The sequence below is a fragment of the Viscerimonas tarda genome (assembly GCF_054601255.1).
The window spans coordinates 95,622-112,569 of the sequence record NZ_BAAHWV010000001.1 but is presented as its reverse complement, the minus strand read 5'-3'; the positions used below and the strand labels follow the sequence as shown (position 1 = coordinate 112,569).

Below are 16,948 nucleotides of genomic sequence, written 5' to 3'. Positions count from 1 at the left end.
TAAATACATATTACCAATGAAAACAAGCTTAAGAAATTTAGTTTTATTCGTTTTTATTTTTTCGTTCACCGGCATCTATTGCCAAACGGTGGACACGATTGCTGTTTTTAGCAATAAAATGGGAAAAGAAATTAAAAATGTACTGATTTTACCGAAGAATTACAGCAAGGATAGCCCAAAGCCTTATCCAGTGTTGTACCTGCTTCACGGTTATGGCGGAAAGCACGATTCGTGGATTGGCATGAGACGTGATTTGCCGGTGGAAGCGAGTAAATTCGATGTAATAATTGTTTGTCCCGATGGAAAAAACGGTTGGTATTGGGACAGCCCCGTCAATCCCGCTTCTCAGTTTGATACCTATGTGAGTAAGGAACTGGTTGGCTACATGGATGCCAACTATAATACGGTGAAATCGAATAAAGGCAGGGCTATTACCGGATTAAGCATGGGTGGCCACGGCGGATTGTGGTTGGGCATCAATCACCCCGATATTTTTGGCGCTTGCGGGTCGATGAGCGGCGGCGTGGATATTCGCCCTTTCCCCAACAATTGGGACATGAAAAAACAGTTGGGCAGCTACAAAGATTACCCGGAAAATTGGGACAAATATACTGTTATTGAACAGCTGCATAAAATTGAACCGGGGACGCTGAGCATTATTTTCGATTGCGGAACTGACGATTTCTTTTATGAAGTAAACGAAAATCTGCATCGCAAAATGCTGTTGAATAATATTCAGCACGATTACATTGTGCGCCCGGGTCGGCACGATGGCAATTACTGGAAAAACGCAATAGATTATCAACTGCTGTTTTTTACTAAATTTTTTGGTAGATAGAAACAACAACAGCCCCTCCAACCTCCCCGTAGGGGAGGTTGGAGGGGCTTTAAATTAAATACAATGAACTTACAAGAAGCCGTATGTAAATTTGTCGATGTAATGGGCGATGATTCGTCAATGAAAGATGAAATAAACTCATCGTTAAGGTCTATTTATGAACTGATACCCGATTCTTCGGACCTGGATTTCGGCCATGCGCTGAAGTCGATATTCAGCCTGGTTAAACTGCCCAATCCCGACCGGGCTTCGATGGCTGCCGGTATCTGTGGTTATTTGGTGGAACTGGGCTACCCTGGAGAGGCGATTGTTGATGATTTCATCGAATTTTATAGCCATTTGATTGAGGTGTCGCAGCCGTTTTATACGCGTTACTTTGATGAAATTGAAGGGATTGATGAATCGGATGAAGAACGGGATGAAAAATTGAACGAGGCCTATCAAACTGTTTGGGAAGAAAGGATGGACATTAATCCCGCCGAAATTGAGGCAATTGATGCCCTGGATAAATTCTTCCCCTGTGGAATTTCGTTGTTTTCTGCCGGTAGAAAGGCCTTTTTTATGGGAAAAAGTCAACTGGCGGAAAAAGTAGCGCAGCTCTCGGAATACAATCAGGGATGCTATTGGTTCAACACGCTGTTTAAAGTGTTGTTTGATGAAAAGATTGTTGTCATTGACCTGGATACTAAAAAAGGTTTTACCGCATCAATGAGTGGCGTAGTGGATAATTTTCAGCTGCAACTCCTGTTGATGGGTATGCCCGAATTAAACGATAAAATCGCCATTTCTGCCGATTTTCTGTCGGTTATAAATGGTTCAGGCCCTCAATCGAGCGGGCAGGCAATTGTTGGAAAATGGAATATGTACACTTCTTCCTTGCTGCAAAAACACGGATGGAAAGAACTTATTGGCAACAAAAAACTGGTGGTGGACAAAGCCAAAGATTATTCCGATTCCTGGATTTGGGGCGAAGGTATTCCCGCCGACATTCCGGTGGTGAACGGTTACCGGGTTATTTTATTGGGATTGCCCTCTTATCAGCGGAGCATACAGATTCAACGGACGTTTAAGAATCTGGCGGCGGAAGTTGCAATAGAAAAAATATTGTCGGACGAGGAAATCGCTGCATGGATAAACTAAAACTGTCGTTTTCTCCGTATAATTTGCTGCTTAAACATCCCTTTACCATAGCCACTTATTCCAGAACCTCTACGCCTGTTGTATTAACCCAACTGGAATACAAGGGCTTGGTTGGCTATGGCGAAGCCTCGTTACCGCAATATTTGGGCGAAACGCAAGAGCGTGTGATTTCGTTTTTGAACAAGCTGGATTTAGCGCAATTTACCGATCCGTTGAAAATGGACGAAATACTCAATTATGTCGATGGAGTGGGAGAGGGGAACACCGCCGCAAAGGCTGCCGTTGATATTGCTCTCCACGATTTAACCGGCAAATTGCTGAATAAATCCTGGCATTCGATTTGGGAGCTGGACAAAACCCATACGCCTGATACCACCTTCACGATAGGGATAGATACGGAGGATGTTCTGAAGGCAAAAACACAGGAAGCAGCCACCCAATTCAACATCCTGAAAATAAAACTGGACGGCAAAACCGATAAAGCGATTATAAATACCATTCGCGAGGTAACAAATCTTCCGCTGGCGATAGATGCCAATCAAAGTTGGACGGATAGAGTAGAGGCTTTGGACAAAATTTATTGGCTCAAAGAGAAAGGTGTTGTACTGATTGAACAGCCGATGGATAAGCACAATCTGGACGATCAGGCCTGGCTGACCGAAAAAAGCCCCCTGCCCGTTTATGCCGATGAATCGGTTCAGCGATATGCCGATTTACACCGGATAAAAGGCGCTTTTTCGGGAGTTAATATCAAATTGATGAAATGTACCGGTATGGCCGAAGCCAAAAGAATGATGGACCTTGCTCCTGCTCTTGGCTTTAAAACGATGATTGGTTGCATGACCGAAACCTCTTGCGCCATTTCTGCCGCCGCACAATTATCTCCCTTGGCCGGATTGGCCGATTTAGACGGCGCCTTGCTGATTAAAAATGATTGTTACGCCGGTGTGAAAATAGAAAAAGGGAAACCCATACTGAATGACCTTCCGGGTATTGGCATCACTCCTGTTTCACCTGCAAAACTGGTGTAGTCCCATGCGGGACTAAACACGGGGTGTTATCGGTGAACCATTTTTCATGCGATTCCCATTAATTTCTTTCCCATAATATTTCTTTTTAAAACAAAAAACATTACCTTTGCGCCCTCAATCGTTTAATTATTAATTATTAATTGTTTGTTATATGAATAACTACGAAACCGTTTTCATTTTAACTCCCGTTTTATCTGATGTTCAGATGAAGGAAGCGGTAGAAAAGTTCAAAGGCATTCTGACAGCCGAGGGCGCTGAAATTGTGAATGAGGAACTATGGGGTCTTCGGAAATTGGCTTATCCAATCCAGAAGAAGTCAACCGGGTTTTACGCATTCGTTGAGTTTAACGCCAATCCTACTGTCATTGCTAAATTGGAACTTAACTTCCGCCGCGATGAGCGAGTTATCCGTTTCTTGACATTCCGTCAGGACAAGTATGCACTCTTGTATGCTGAAAAGAGAAGAAATCTTAAGTCATCAACCAAAAAAGAAGAAGTAAAGGAGAATTAAGCTATGGCACAACAATCAGAAATCAGATATTTGACTCCGCCTTCGGTGGATGTAAAAAAGAAAAAGTATTGCCGGTTTAAAAAGAGCGGCATAAAGTATATTGACTATAAAGATCCTGAGTTTTTGAAGAAGTTCTTGAATGAGCAAGGTAAGATTTTGCCCCGCCGCATCACCGGAACATCATTGAAATTCCAACGTCGTGTTGCACAAGCCGTAAAAAGAGCGCGCCATTTAGCGTTGCTTCCTTACGTAACTGACTTAATGAAATAATTTAAAAACCAAGGAGGATAAAATATGCAAATTATATTGAAAGAAGATGTTGCGAACTTGGGTTACAAAGATGATGTGATAACAGTCAAAGACGGTTATGGACGGAATTATCTTATTCCCCAGGGGAAAGCGATTATAGCAACCGATTCCGCTAAAAAAGTATTGGCGGAAAATTTGAGACAACGCGCTCATAAATTGGAGAAAATCAAAAAAGATGCCGAAGCTCTTGCTGCAAAACTGAACGGCGTATCGCTTGTAGTTGGCGCAAAAACCAGTTCGACAGGAACAATATTTGGTTCGGTAACGAATATCCAAATAGCTGAAGCTCTCGAAAAACAAGGCTACAATGTTGACAGAAAAACCATCATCATTAAAGAAGCCGTTAAAGAAGTAGGAAGCTACAAGGCGCTCGTAAAACTACACAAAGAAGTATCCGTTGAAATTCCTTTTGAAGTAGTATCGGAATAAGACTTTTTTTAGAGAGTTAATAATAAATGCGGAGGCAGCCAATTTGGTTGCCTCTGTTGTTTTTACCCGATTTTGCCGTTATTGCGTTATAATCATTTGATTGAACCAACCCGGTCGCATCGCACATTATAACAAAAAAAGGACACCCATTCAGGCGTCCTTTTTCCACGAAAAAAAATTTAATCTGTAACCCCGGAGGGGCTCGAACCCTCGACCCATTGATTAAGAGTCAATTGCTCTACCAGCTGAGCTACGGAGTCATTTCGTGCCGCAAAAATAGCACAAATAATTTATTTAACAGAGATATTTCGGGAAATATTCCTGTTAAATAAGTTTTAGAGGGCTTCTTTTTTCGCTTTTAACGAAGAATAGGCCAAATAAATCGCAATCAGGGCAATTTTTTTACGCTGTATCAATTTTATGCCAGGGCAAACGCATGAGAATTTTTACTAGCGCTATTACGCATGAGATTCCTCCCTTTGGTCGGAATGACTCGCCTGTTAGTGGTTTAAGGGATGAGGAAGCGGTGGCAAAGCCACCGCTTCCTCATCTCATCTCCCCAAAAGGAGACCGTCATTCCGACCAAAGGGAGGAATCTCATGCTCATATCAGTAATTTTACCGAAAGGCATAAGCAGTAAAATTTTTCATGCGTTTGCCCTGAATTTTATGCGCAAACAATTTAAAGTCGCAGGCCTTTTTATTACATTTGCATAATTCTTGAAGTTTTTATTATGAGTACTGATATAAGCGCCACCTATTACGAAGCTGTCGATTTGTTGAAATCAATGATTCGTATTCCTTCGTTTAGCAGGGAAGAAGATACTGTTGCCGGATTGATAGAAAGTTACATCGAAAAAAACGGTCTGAAACCGCAGAGAAAGGGAAATAATGTGTGGACTATATCTCCCGGTTTCGATTCGGAAAAGCCAACTATCCTGCTGAATTCGCATATCGACACCGTGAAGCCTGTTTCGGGCTGGACAAGAGAGCCTTTCGACCCTTCGGTTGAGGATGATCGGCTGTATGGGCTGGGGAGTAACGATGCCGGAGCAAGTGTTGCCTCGCTGTTGCAGGCTTTCTTGGTTTTAATTGCGAAAAAGCAGTATTACAACCTGGTCTTTCTGGCTTCGTGCGAAGAAGAGGTTTCCGGTAAAAACGGACTGGAATCTGTCCTGAACGAAATACCTGTCCCTCGGTTTGCTATTGTAGGAGAACCTACGGGGATGAATCCGGCCATTGCCGAAAAAGGATTAATGGTACTTGATTGCATTGCTCAAGGCAGGTCGGGACATGCGGCGCGCAACGAAGGCGAAAATGCCATTTACAAAGCCATAAAAGACATCGAATGGTTCAACAGCTACCAATTCCCCAATTTTACCGGATTACTGGGGCCGGTGAAGATGACCGTTACAATGATTAACGCCGGAACGCAACACAATGTCATTCCCGACGAATGCAGGTTTGTTGTCGATGTGCGCAGTAACGAGTGTTATACAAACGAAGAATTGTTTGCCATAATTGATAAACACACCGCCTCGGTGGTAAAACCACGCTCGTTTCGCCTCAATTCTTCGGGAATACCCCTCGAAAACCCCCTTGTGCAGCGGGCGCTTATAACAGGCCGGAAAGCATTTGGGTCGCCCACCTTGTCCGATCAGGCATTAATGCCGTTCCCCTCGGTGAAGATAGGTCCGGGCGATTCGGCCCGTTCCCACACAGCCGACGAATACATTTTGTTAAGCGAAATCCGCGAGGCCATCGAGTATTATGTGAAATTGCTTGATGGGTTGAGGGTTTGAAGTTTCAAAGTTTCAGGTTCAAGGTTTCAGGTTCAAGGTTTTGCCGTCGGGTTAAGGCTGAAAGCCTTTAAGCATTAGCATAGGGCAACGCCCTATGTAGGTGTGAATCGGTTAATTAAGCCCTGAAAGGGCGTAAGCCTGCCTGAAAGGCAAAATTTTCATAACCCCATGCAAGCGGAGCGCAGCTTAGGGTTATGAAATAAGGAACAAATACTGTCTGAAAGACAGAACTAGGACATAGCAGTCTTGCCTTTCAGGCAACAGGTCCTATTCGCCAACCGACCGCAGGTCGCCACTTCGTTTTGACCTGCGGTTATGAAAATCAGGCTTTTCAAGCCAACTGACTATTTTTTTGTCATGTACTAAAAACAATCAATTACAATCTTCCGAACACGGCTGGGCGTTGCCCAAGGCAAACGCATGAAAAATTTTAGTATTACTGTTACGAATGAGATTCCTCCCTTTGGTCGGAATGGCTCGCCTGTTAGTGGTTTAAGGGATGAGGAAACGGCGGCTTCGCCGCCGCTTCCTCATCCCCTCTCCCCAAAAAGGAGACCGTCATTCCGACCAAAGGGAGGAATCTCCTGCTCATATCAGCAACTTTACCGAAAGGCTTTCAGCCTAAACCTAACGGCAAAACCTTGAACTTTGAACCTGAAACTTTGAAACCAACCAATCAATAAACAATAAGCCTGTCTTCCAGCGGCTGGTATTTTTTTCCCTGCGGTTCTTCTACCGGAACGCCGAAGGGCATTTGTGCTATCAGTTCCCATCTTGGATTGAGCTTCCATGTTTTAATCACCTCTTCGTCTATTAAGGGGTTGTAGTGTTGCAGGGAAGCGCCGAAACCGGCATCTTCCAGCATGGTCCAAACGGCAAATTGGTGCATGGCCGATGTTTGTTGCGCCCAAACAGGGAAATTCTGACTGTAAAGCGGGAAATTCTTCTGCAGGTTTTCGGTTACGTCTTTGTCCTCGAAAAATAACACCGTTCCGTATCCTGATGCAAAAGAATGATTGATTTTTGCTTCTGTTGCCGGAAATGCCTCGGCGGGAACGATTTTCTGCAACGTTTCTTTTGTTATATCCCACAGCTTCGTGTGATTTTTGGCCAGCAGCAACACAATCCTTGTCGATTGCGAGTTGAATGCCGACGGCACATTTTTCAAGGCTGTCTTCATTATTTCCTCAATTTCACAGTCGGAAACAGGCGATGAATTACGGATGGAATAGTATGACCGGCGATGCGCAATCGCTTCTTTAAAATTTCTTGCCATATTCTTAATAAGTTATATATCAAGCTAACAATTACAGTCGCTATTTTGTTTAGCGTATTTCGTAGGGGCGTATGGCATACGCCCGCTGCCGCGAACATGCATTCTAAGGACAATTATTGCTTGCGCCCCTTCAGGGATTGGCCGCTATATTGCTGTTACATAGGGCGTTGCTCTATGCTATTGCTTAGCGGCAGCGGGCGAAAAATATTTCGCCCCTACGAAATCCGTTCGCGGCAACGGGCGAAAGATATTTCGCCCCTACAAATACGTGGAATACATTCGTATGCAAAATAAGGGCGCGATTAATCGCGCCCCTACATTATTCACAATCAACAAAATCATATTCAAAATCCTGCTTCACACAAACCCTCTTTCCTCTTATTTATTATGTTAAAACTTACACAAAGTAATAATTTAATATGTTTTTAATTTGAAATTAATCTAAAACCAGCCGAATTTTTAAGCATGGCCGCCTTCCTTTGTAGCATCATTTAATTCTTTATTAATTTAAAACCTAACACACCATGAAAATGAATTACTTTTCGAGAATTGCTTCAATTCTTTTCTTTTCTTTATTGGTTACTTCGCTGTCCGCGAAGGATATTTACCTGTCGGCAACAGGTGATGATGACAACGATGGCTTGACACCCTCAACCCCAGTTGCCTCTATGTCGAGAGTGCTTGGAAATTCTGCTTTAGGAATAACACCAGTAATGACCAATGGAACCGGTGATGTTGTTCATATTAGTGGGATTATTGATCTTACTCAAGACCCGTACTACCTTGCTTCTACTACTGTGGCAAACGACAAACTGAATGGTTTCCTTTTTCCGGTGAACACCTACAATAACTCCAAGTTTAGTTTCGTTGGAGACGACAAGGCTACTTCCGGTTTCGATGGTAAAAATGCAGCTCGTTTCGGAAAGGAATGGGCCGGGATACCCCAGACTGTTACATTCAAGAACCTGACTTTCAAAAATTTAGGAACATCAACTATACCGGGGGGTAGCGCTATACGCATTGTAAATAACTACAATATAAGTAGTAATATAATTATAAACAACTGCGTTTTTACGGGTTGTTTAGGAACTCAGGGTACTTTAAATTTATATAGAAGCAGGGTCGAAGTGATAGATACTGAATTTTCGGGTAATGTAATAACAGAAGGTAGCGCTATATTCTTTGGCGGTGGACTGCTAGGTGATGATTGTTCTGTTACAGTAGATGGTTGCACCGTTATAAATAATGATGCCAGTACGGTAGGAACAAGTGGAGCTTTCAAATTTAATGCTTCCGCCATTGATAACGTAACAATAAAGAACACCCTTATCAAAGGGAATAAAATAAAAACAACAGGCGCTTATGGTGGAGCTATCCATGTTCAGAACAGTACAGGAAATATTGTAGTGGATAGTTGTGTCATTGAAGAAAATTCTGCAAATACGGGTGGCGCCATCCGCTTTTATGGAACAAACGGGAAATTCACCATCAAAAACAGTACCATATCGGCCAATGAAGCGCCGGGCGGTGGCGGCGCTATTGCTACCTACAACGCTACCGGCGAAATAATCGTAGAAAATTGCACTGTTAAAAATCATACAAACGGTGGCTGGGGAGCAGCCTTTGATATTTTCAATGGAGGAAACGGAGGAAGCGGAAATCCAACCGTATTTACAATAAAAAGCTCTTTGATTACAGGGAATCAATGCCCCACTAACGGTCATGCTTCAGCTCTTCGCCTGAGTAGCGACGGCAATACCGATGGCTCTCGTCCAACTGTATTGTCTATCATTAACAGTACTGTTTATAAAAACATCCATCCCGGAAACGGTGTTGGCGCTTTATGGATTCGGAGTACCTGTCCGGGTAGCGAGTTTAATTTAATCAACTCTACTGTTGTCGAAAATGAGGTTAACGGAGCAGTAGGACAAGGCGCAGGATTACGTTTTAACGGAGCTGCAGGGGATCTCATGAGCGCCAGTATAAACACTAAGATACGCATCTACAATTCCATTATACAGGGAAATACCGGTACTGCAGGCGACACCAATCTGAATTCGGACGTTTACTTCACTATACCACAAGATGAAATTGCTACAGATAGCGAAATCCGTAATTCGTATATCGGTCGCATTTTGGGAGGACAATACACCGCAAACCAACTTTCGTACAACAATGTTCTCAATTATTCGGCAGATATTGCTACTAATGGCCCTGGTTTACCCATCCCGGGAGCAACCGCTATTGCCACATACGGCGCTATTCCGCTGGAAGCTGGTGCACCGGGTTTAACCGCTGGCGATGCAACATACCTCCAAGCTTTAGGTATCTCTACCGACCAATTGGGTTTCACCCGTAATTTTGTGGGCGGAAAATGTGCCGTTGGAGCCGTAGAACTCGATTATACAACTGTTGACGTGAAAGAAGTAACAGTAGCCGCCGCCGAAGAATTGTCGCTTACACAACAAGGCGCTGCTTTGTTGCTCACATCTCCGGTAAAAGGCTTGGCCAAGCTCGACATCTTCAGCATATCGGGCAGCTTGGTAAAAAGCTATGCACCTCAGCTTGTTGAAGCCGGTGCAGCAACTGCTTATGCCTCCGGCTTGCCTCAAGGCCTCTACATCGCCAAGGCAAACGTAGGCGGTAAGGTTTATTCTGTAAAAATAGCTATTAAATAATCCAATCGTAGCCCGTAGGGGCGGGTTTTAAACCCGCCCCTACAAGTGCTGCAATTTTTGAAAAATGAAGCTTTAAACAATCCATAATCAAAGGGGCAAGGCTTGCCTTGCCCTTACTTTTAAAATTTAAACTTTTTATCAACATGAAAACAAACTATTTTATTCGATTTTATTCGATGCTGTTCCTCAGCTTGCTGATAACGTCCTTGTCGGCAAAAGATATTTACCTGTCGGCAACAGGGGATGATACCAAAGACGGCTTGACAGCCGAAAATGCCCTAGCATCCATCACTAAAGCCCTCGATTTGCTGGCTGACGGCGATGTGATACGGGTATCGGGCATTATCGACCTCACTCAAACATCCGGCTTTTTGGCCGATGGTCAAGGCTTTGTGGTTCCTATTGCCAGCAGGGCTTTCGCTACAGGCTTCTCCATTATAGGCGACGATAAAGCCACATCGGGCTTCGATGGTAAAAAGCAAGGCCGTTTTGGCGACCAGTTTGCCGGTTATGGCAATGCTACTGCAACAATCACATTCAAAAACCTGACTTTCAAAGATTTGGGGAAATCGGGCTTGGGAGGCGGCAGCTCATTGCGCATACTGAACAATGCCGCAAAAACGCTTATCGACAATTGCGACTTCACAGGCAGCATCGGTACACAAGGAACCATCTTGTCGGTCAATGCCGAACTTGAAGTAAGAAACAGCAAGTTCTACGCCAATACCATACAACAAGGAAATGCCGTATTCTTCAACGGACACACCGTTCGTAAAGCATTAATCGAAAATTGTATTGTTGAAGACAACGACTGTTCTGCCGTTGCAGGTTCATCGGCAGGCGCATTCCGCTTTAACAACGCCTCCGGTGAAGTTATAATCAGGAATACCACCGTCCGCCGGAACAAAATCCTAGGCTACGGCGCTGTTGCCAGCATAACCGCCGGTGAAGACAGATCGGCCGCACCAGTAGTATTGACTGTCAAGTTTGAAAATTCGCTACTTTCCGAAAACGAAACGCCGAGCCATTCTCCCGGTATCCAAATCGAAAACACGGGAGCAGGCTTCACTTTCGATGTATCATTAATCAACACCACAGTATATGGCAATAAAGCAACAACGCCAAACAGCGGCGTTATCTGGATATACCGGGCTACTCCCGGAAGTAAGTTCAATGTTATCAACTCCACCATCGTCAATAACTGGACTGCCGGAAATGCAGGTCATGCACCGGGTTTGAGAATTGTTGCCGCCGATGTATTCACAACCATACATAACTCCATTATCGAAAACAACACAGCCGAACAAACAGCCGGTAATCCGGGCGACTTGTGGTTTTCTGCCCCGCAAACCGATGGCGTTACCTGCGATATTCGCAATTCCTATATCAGTTATGTAAACTGGGGAGGAGCTAATCCATACGCTTCTATTGCCAACCATGGCAACGTTACGGGCTATATCTTTGGCGCTAACTCGGGCCTGGCCTGGCCATTTGCCGACTACATTGCATCCCGGGGATGTATTCCATTGGACTTTGAATCTCCTGCCTTAACAGGCGGCGATGCCAAGTACCTGAAAGACCTGGGCATCTCTACCGACCAGGAAGGAACTACCCGCCTCTTCGCGGATGATAAATGCGCCGTAGGAGCCGTAGAATCGACCGTAGTAGCAGGTATTGTTACCGGCGAGGAACACAATTACACGCATTACATCATCTCGGGACAAAGCCTTTCCACCGGACACGAATCCGATCCGTTGTCAATAACAAACATCCCCGGTAACTACATGCTGGGCGACCGGATTTGGATAAACAACGGCAATGCCAGCCTGAACGATATAAATCCGCTGGTGGCCACAACCGTACCGGGCCCACAGGCCGAATCGCCTTTGCATGGCGCCATCAACCATTTGAGGAATAAAATACCCTTGGTTACCGATGCTGAAGGCAAAGAAAACCGTTTTCTGGCCAGCTCGGTGGGCGTAAGCGGAAAAACCATCGAAGAACTTTCGAAAGAATACCAGGGAGCCGATTACCTGTACAGATATTACGAAACAGGCATCAGCAAAGGAAAGAGCATGGCTTTGAGAAGAGGTAGCACTATCAACTGCCCCGCCATCATCTTTATGCAGGGCGAATGGAACTACCAAACTTACGGCACCAGCCTCAATGGTACAAGCACACCCGCTCCAACCGCTTTAAAAGACGAATACAAGGACTTATTCCTGCAATTGAAAGGACACATGCAAGCCGACGTAAAAGCTAAATACGAGCAAAGCAATGCCCCTCTGTTCTATACCTATCAAACAGGTGTTCAGTATTCCAAAGGCAGGACACTGGAAATAGGTATGGCGCAGTTGGAAGCTGCCAACGAAAACGACGATGTAATTATGGTAGGCCCCGTGTATCCGATGACTGACGTTGGCGGGCACCTCGATGCCAATGGTTACAGATGGTACGGCGAAATGATAGGTAAAGTAATTTACAAAACTCAAGTGCTGGGCGAAACATTCAGCCCGCTTCAACCCATAAAAGTAGAACGGGTAGAAGGCAATGCCAAACAACTGAAAATTACCTACCACGTACCCAATCCTCCGTTGGAATTGGATGTTTACACCTTGTTGCAAATGCCTAATTATGGATTCAACCTGTATCACAACAATGCCGTGCAAGCCATATCAAGCGTAGAAGTGGTTGGCCCCGACGCTATTATAATAACAGCCAGCGCCGACCTGACAGGAGCCGTAGAAATTACATACGCCGGTGTTGATGCAACTGCTTCCTATCCGGGTAAAAACCTGAGAGGTCATGGTAACGTAAGGGATAGCGACACCTACGGCGCATTCTTCAACTACGAGCAAAAAGCATGGGTATCCACAGCCACTCAGAGCGGCGAACCTACCAGCGATGGCACAACCGTTATCTACAATCAGCCCTATCCGCTTTATAACTTCAGCGTAGCATTCTACTACAAGCTGGCCGCCGGAGAAGACGAAGTAGTTATCGGCCCCGAAACAAGCATTGGCAAACAACAGGCCAAAGACGGTTTCTCGTTCTATCAATCGGGTTCGGACTTGTATCTGTCAACTCCCGACAAAGCTACTGTTAAGCTGGATATTTACACTATCTCCGGTGGCTTGGTAAAGAGTTTTGCACAAGAAACAGCAACAAGCGCCCATAAATATGCATTAGATACACTTTCGCAAGGTTTGTATATAGCTAAAGCAAACGTAGGTAACAACGTGTATTCGGCGAAAATAATTATTAAATAACAATCCTCTTTTTAAATACAAAACCGTCCGGAATTTCAATTCCGGGCGGTTTTTTTATGGGTTCAATTCTCTGAACCGTTGATTGTAGCTGATTTTTTTTGATTTGCAGGATTTATTGTAGGGGCGTATGCCATACGCCCCTACGCGATTATCGTTTGACTATGGCAGATTGCGGGTCGGAGCCCGCAATGACAATGTAAACAAACAAAACATTTACCCACAAAAAATAAGGGCGAAAGATATTTCGCCCCTACATTGAACCTATAAGAAACAGGTTTATTTGTTTACCCTGAATTTTTCGTTTCCGTTTTTGAGGAAATCGACAATTTGTTTTGCGGCGGCTATACCTGCGTTGCTGTTTGCTTCGGCAGTTTGAGCGCCCATTTTCTTGGGTGTTGAGAAGTATCTTCCTTCAAATTTTTCAGCCATCTCGGCATGGTTCGCCGGTAGAATATCCGTTACATATTTGAAGTCGGCGCGATCGGTCATCAATTTGGCCAGTTCGGCTTCGTTTATCACCTCTTTGCGGGCGGTGTTAATCAACAGGGCCTTTGCCGGCATTTTGCTCAGCAAATCGTAGTTAATTGAGTTTTTTGTTTCGGCTGTTGCCGGAATATGCAAGGATACATATTGGCAGGTAGCATACAATTCTTCTGCCGATTTCACGGCTTTGATGCCTTCTTTTTCGATGGCTTCTGCCGAAAGGAATGGGTCGAATGCATACACATCCATGTTGAATCCTTTGGCTATGCGGGCAACATTGCGTCCCACGTTACCATAAGCATGAATACCGATTTTTTTGCCGCTCAGTTCGGTTCCCGATGTGCCGTTGTAGAAATTGCGCACGGCGTAAACAGCCAATCCGAAGGCCAGTTCGGCTACGGCGTTGGCATTTTGTCCGGGCGTGTTCATCACACAAATTTTGTTTGCAGTAGCTGCGTCCAGGTCTATGTTATCGTATCCGGCGCCTGCGCGTACAACTATTTTGAGTTGTTTACCCGCTTCAAGCGCTTCCTTGTCGAAAATATCACTTCTGATAATGGCTGCATCAACAGAGGCAACAGCGTCGAGCAACTGCTTTTTTTCGGTGTATTTTTCGAGCAATACCAATTCGTATCCGGCCTGATCTACAACCGCTTTAATTCCATTTACAGCTTCCTTGGCGAAAGGTTTGTCTGTGGCTATTAATACTTTCATGTTTATCTAAAAAATTATAAAGCGACAGGGCTGTGTCAAAAGAACGCGAATTACGCAGATTACACAAATTTACGCAAATAAACCACTCTATCTTTTTCTTATTTAATTGAAATTCAACAATAAATAAATTGCGATAATTCGCGTAATCTGCGTAATTTGCGTTCAAAAATACTTTCGAGACAGCCCCATCACTTCGGATGGGTTATTTGTTTATTTATTTTTCTTTTCAAATTCCTGCATGCAGTCAATCAAAGCCTGAACGCTTTCGATTGGCATGGCATTGTAGATAGATGCACGGAAACCACCTACCGAGCGGTGTCCTTTCAGTCCGTCCATGCCACGTTCGGCAGAGAATTTCTGGAAGTCGGCTTCCAAGTCTTTGTATTCGTTTGTCATAACGAAACATACATTCATCAACGAGCGGTCTTCAACAGCGCAAGTGCCTCTGAACAACGGGTTCCGGTCGATTTCCTGATACAGAATACCGGCTTTTTCCTGATTGATTTTTTGCATGGCGCTTACACCGCCTTTTGCCTTCAACCATCTGAGGGTTTGCATAGCGGCATAAATAGGCACAACAGGAGGCGTATTGAACATCGAACCATTTTCGATATGTGTTCTATAATCCAGCATAGTGGGTATCGGACGATTTACTTTGCCCAGCAATTCGTCTTTAACAATAACGAAAGTTACACCGGCAGGAGCCAGATTCTTCTGAGCGCCACCGTAGATAAGTCCGTATTTGGACACATCCACCGGACGAGAGAAAATATCGGACGACATATCGGCAACCAAAGGCGCCGGAGAGTTCAGGTCGGTATGTATTTCGGTACCGAAGATGGTATTGTTTGTTGTGATATGGAAATAATCGGCATCCGAGGGGATGGTGTAATCCTTGGGGATGTAGGTGTAATTGTCGGGCTTGGAAGATGCCACTTCAATTACTTCGCCGAATAATTTAGCTTCTTTAGCTGCTTTACTGGCCCATGTTCCAGTATTGAGGTAAGCTGCTTTTTTCTCCAGCAAGTTGTAGGGAAGCATACAGAATTGTAAACTGGCGCCACCACCGAGGAAAATCACCGAATATCCGGCTGGAATATCCAACAATTCTTTAAACAAGTCGGTAGTTTCATCCATTACGGCTTGAAAACCTTTACTTCTGTGGCTAATCTCCATAAGAGACAAACCTGAGCCATTGAAGTCTAAAATAGCCTTTGCTGTTTCTTCAATAGTCTGTTGTGGCAAAATTGACGGGCCTGCACTAAAATTATGTTTTTTCATTTTTAAAATAAAAATTAGAGTTACTGTTTTTTCTAACGGGCTTCAAATTTAGTAATTATTGTCCAAATTATAAGCCTTTGAAAACGAAAACAAACGAAAAATATTTTTATTTATTCGATTCTTGTTCAAAATGTAATAGGGAGTTAGCAAAACTTTGGGTTTTTGTGGTGTTGTTGTGGGAGATAAGGACATTTCTAAGAAAAAAATTATACTTTTGTTCCGATACTCATGGATGATAATTATTGTTGCCGGATAAAATGAAAGATGCTATCCACCTGAAATACCTGATTGTAAACGAAGTCGATTTGCTGTGGGGATTAACCGTCAATTCTGTCGGCTATCAGGGTATTGGGGCCAATGCGTCTTATCCTCCGCGCGATCATCCTACCCGGTACTTGTTCTCCATCGACAAGGGGCGGGTGCTGGACGAATACCAGCTTTTATACATCACACGCGGAAAAGGGAGCTTTGTTTCGGGCGAAAACAAGCTCCAGAACATTAACGATGGGAATATGTTCCTGCTTTTTCCGGGTGAGTGGCACAATTATATGCCCGATAAACAAACGGGCTGGGACGAGTACTGGATTGGCTTTAAAGGCGTAAATGTCGATCACCGGGTCGAAAGGGGCTTTTTTAATCGGCAGCGCCCTATTTTCAACGTGGGAATAAACAACGAGATTGTGCAGCTGTATCAGGAAGCGATAAGGGTGGCCATCGAACAAAAATCGGGATTCCAGCAAATGCTTGCCGGCATAGTCAACCACCTGCTCGGATTGGCCTATTCGCTGGACCGGAATTCTGTTTTCGAGAATTCGGAGATAATCACCCAAATCAATAAAGCCAAGATAATGATTTCGGAAGATGTGAATACCATTAAGCCGAGGAGCGTTGCCGAAAAGCTTCACATGAGCTATTCCAGCTTCCGCAAAATGTTTAAGGAATACACCGGATTTGCCCCTTACCAATACATTCAGGAAGTAAAAATCCAAAAATCGAAAGAATTACTGACCAACACCACCCTCCCCGTAAAAGAAATAGCCTACCAAATGGGGTTTGAAAATCAGGAATACTTTTTCACCGCCTTCAAAAAGAAAAACAAATTCACCCCTTTGGAATACCGCAAATTTACTCAGGGAGAGCAGGGGAATGTGAATAATGTGCCAATGTGAATAATGTAGGGGCGTATGG

The 16,948-nt window shown here is 44.2% G+C and carries 15 protein-coding genes, 1 tRNA gene and 1 pseudogene; 12 read left to right on the top strand and 5 right to left on the bottom strand.

Annotation, left to right across the window (positions count from 1 at the left end; genetic code table 11):
- Positions 1-16: 16 nt before the first annotated feature.
- The 6 genes and pseudogenes from ACYPWY_RS00505 (at position 17) to rplI (ending at position 4,258) form a co-directional block, all read left to right on the top strand.
- Positions 17-838: an alpha/beta hydrolase gene (locus ACYPWY_RS00505; RefSeq protein ID WP_459683293.1), complete on the top strand. Its 822-nt coding sequence runs from the start codon at positions 17-19 to the stop codon at positions 836-838.
- Positions 839-901: 63 nt separating this feature from the next.
- Complete coding sequence (locus ACYPWY_RS00500; RefSeq protein WP_459683292.1) at positions 902-1,978, top strand: hypothetical protein; 1,077 nt, start codon at positions 902-904, stop codon at positions 1,976-1,978.
- Positions 1,972-3,009 (top strand): annotated as a pseudogene (locus tag ACYPWY_RS00495) (dipeptide epimerase); the annotation flags it as partial. The gene ACYPWY_RS00500 and the pseudogene ACYPWY_RS00495, both read left to right, overlap by 7 nt.
- A gap of 151 nt (positions 3,010-3,160) precedes the next feature.
- Positions 3,161-3,520, top strand: a complete 360-nt coding sequence (gene rpsF, locus ACYPWY_RS00490) for a 30S ribosomal protein S6 (RefSeq protein ID WP_459683291.1) — start codon at positions 3,161-3,163, stop codon at positions 3,518-3,520.
- A gap of 3 nt (positions 3,521-3,523) precedes the next feature.
- The gene (rpsR, locus tag ACYPWY_RS00485; protein WP_459683290.1) at positions 3,524-3,790 is read left to right on the top strand and encodes a 30S ribosomal protein S18; all 267 of its coding nucleotides are present in this window, start codon (positions 3,524-3,526) and stop codon (positions 3,788-3,790) included.
- Between the two features lie 24 nt (positions 3,791-3,814).
- Positions 3,815-4,258 carry a 50S ribosomal protein L9 gene (gene rplI / locus ACYPWY_RS00480; protein WP_459683288.1) on the top strand — a complete coding sequence of 148 codons (444 nt, stop codon included), beginning with the start codon at positions 3,815-3,817 and terminating at the stop codon, positions 4,256-4,258.
- A 187-nt stretch (positions 4,259-4,445) separates the two neighbouring features.
- Here rplI and ACYPWY_RS00475 read toward each other — a convergent pair.
- Positions 4,446-4,518: transfer RNA gene (locus tag ACYPWY_RS00475), tRNA-Lys, on the bottom strand.
- Between the two features lie 176 nt (positions 4,519-4,694).
- On the opposite strand from ACYPWY_RS00475, the gene ACYPWY_RS00470 reads away from it, so the two are divergent.
- The 3 genes from ACYPWY_RS00470 to ACYPWY_RS00460 all read left to right on the top strand — a co-directional run bounded on the left by ACYPWY_RS00470 (position 4,695) and on the right by ACYPWY_RS00460 (position 6,704).
- Positions 4,695-4,898 (top strand): hypothetical protein, encoded by a 204-nt coding sequence (locus ACYPWY_RS00470; protein WP_459683286.1) that lies wholly within the window; start codon positions 4,695-4,697, stop codon positions 4,896-4,898.
- A gap of 93 nt (positions 4,899-4,991) precedes the next feature.
- Complete coding sequence (locus ACYPWY_RS00465) at positions 4,992-6,059, top strand: M20 family metallo-hydrolase (RefSeq protein WP_459683285.1); 1,068 nt, start codon at positions 4,992-4,994, stop codon at positions 6,057-6,059.
- A 420-nt stretch (positions 6,060-6,479) separates the two neighbouring features.
- Positions 6,480-6,704, top strand: a complete 225-nt coding sequence (locus ACYPWY_RS00460; protein WP_459683283.1) for a hypothetical protein — start codon at positions 6,480-6,482, stop codon at positions 6,702-6,704.
- Between the two features lie 31 nt (positions 6,705-6,735).
- Here ACYPWY_RS00460 and ACYPWY_RS00455 read toward each other — a convergent pair whose 3' ends face one another.
- The gene (locus ACYPWY_RS00455; RefSeq protein WP_459683281.1) at positions 6,736-7,335 is read right to left on the bottom strand and encodes a nitroreductase family protein; all 600 of its coding nucleotides are present in this window, start codon (positions 7,333-7,335) and stop codon (positions 6,736-6,738) included.
- A gap of 524 nt (positions 7,336-7,859) precedes the next feature.
- Between ACYPWY_RS00455 and ACYPWY_RS00450 the strand changes: the two genes are divergently transcribed.
- Positions 7,860-10,013 carry a hypothetical protein gene (locus ACYPWY_RS00450; RefSeq protein WP_459683279.1) on the top strand — a complete coding sequence of 718 codons (2,154 nt, stop codon included), beginning with the start codon at positions 7,860-7,862 and terminating at the stop codon, positions 10,011-10,013.
- Here the strand turns inward: ACYPWY_RS00450 and ACYPWY_RS00445 are convergent.
- On the bottom strand, positions 10,006-10,158 hold the full coding sequence (locus tag ACYPWY_RS00445; RefSeq protein WP_459683277.1) for a hypothetical protein: 153 nt from the start codon (positions 10,156-10,158) through the stop codon (positions 10,006-10,008). The two genes, ACYPWY_RS00450 and ACYPWY_RS00445, sit on opposite strands and share 8 nt — an antisense overlap.
- Here ACYPWY_RS00445 and ACYPWY_RS00440 point away from each other — a divergent pair.
- Positions 10,157-13,282: a T9SS type A sorting domain-containing protein gene (locus ACYPWY_RS00440; protein ID WP_459683275.1), complete on the top strand. Its 3,126-nt coding sequence runs from the start codon at positions 10,157-10,159 to the stop codon at positions 13,280-13,282. The genes ACYPWY_RS00445 and ACYPWY_RS00440 overlap by 2 nt on opposite strands.
- A gap of 276 nt (positions 13,283-13,558) precedes the next feature.
- Here ACYPWY_RS00440 and ACYPWY_RS00435 read toward each other — a convergent pair whose 3' ends face one another.
- Positions 13,559-14,479 (bottom strand): NAD(P)-dependent oxidoreductase, encoded by a 921-nt coding sequence (locus ACYPWY_RS00435; protein WP_459683274.1) that lies wholly within the window; start codon positions 14,477-14,479, stop codon positions 13,559-13,561.
- A 210-nt stretch (positions 14,480-14,689) separates the two neighbouring features.
- The gene (serC, locus tag ACYPWY_RS00430; RefSeq protein ID WP_459683273.1) at positions 14,690-15,760 is read right to left on the bottom strand and encodes a 3-phosphoserine/phosphohydroxythreonine transaminase; all 1,071 of its coding nucleotides are present in this window, start codon (positions 15,758-15,760) and stop codon (positions 14,690-14,692) included.
- A 257-nt stretch (positions 15,761-16,017) separates the two neighbouring features.
- Between serC and ACYPWY_RS00425 the strand changes: the two genes are divergently transcribed.
- Entirely contained in the window at positions 16,018-16,929 is a 912-nt protein-coding gene (locus ACYPWY_RS00425; RefSeq protein WP_459683272.1) for an AraC family transcriptional regulator, read from the top strand.
- Positions 16,930-16,948: the final 19 nt, after the last annotated feature.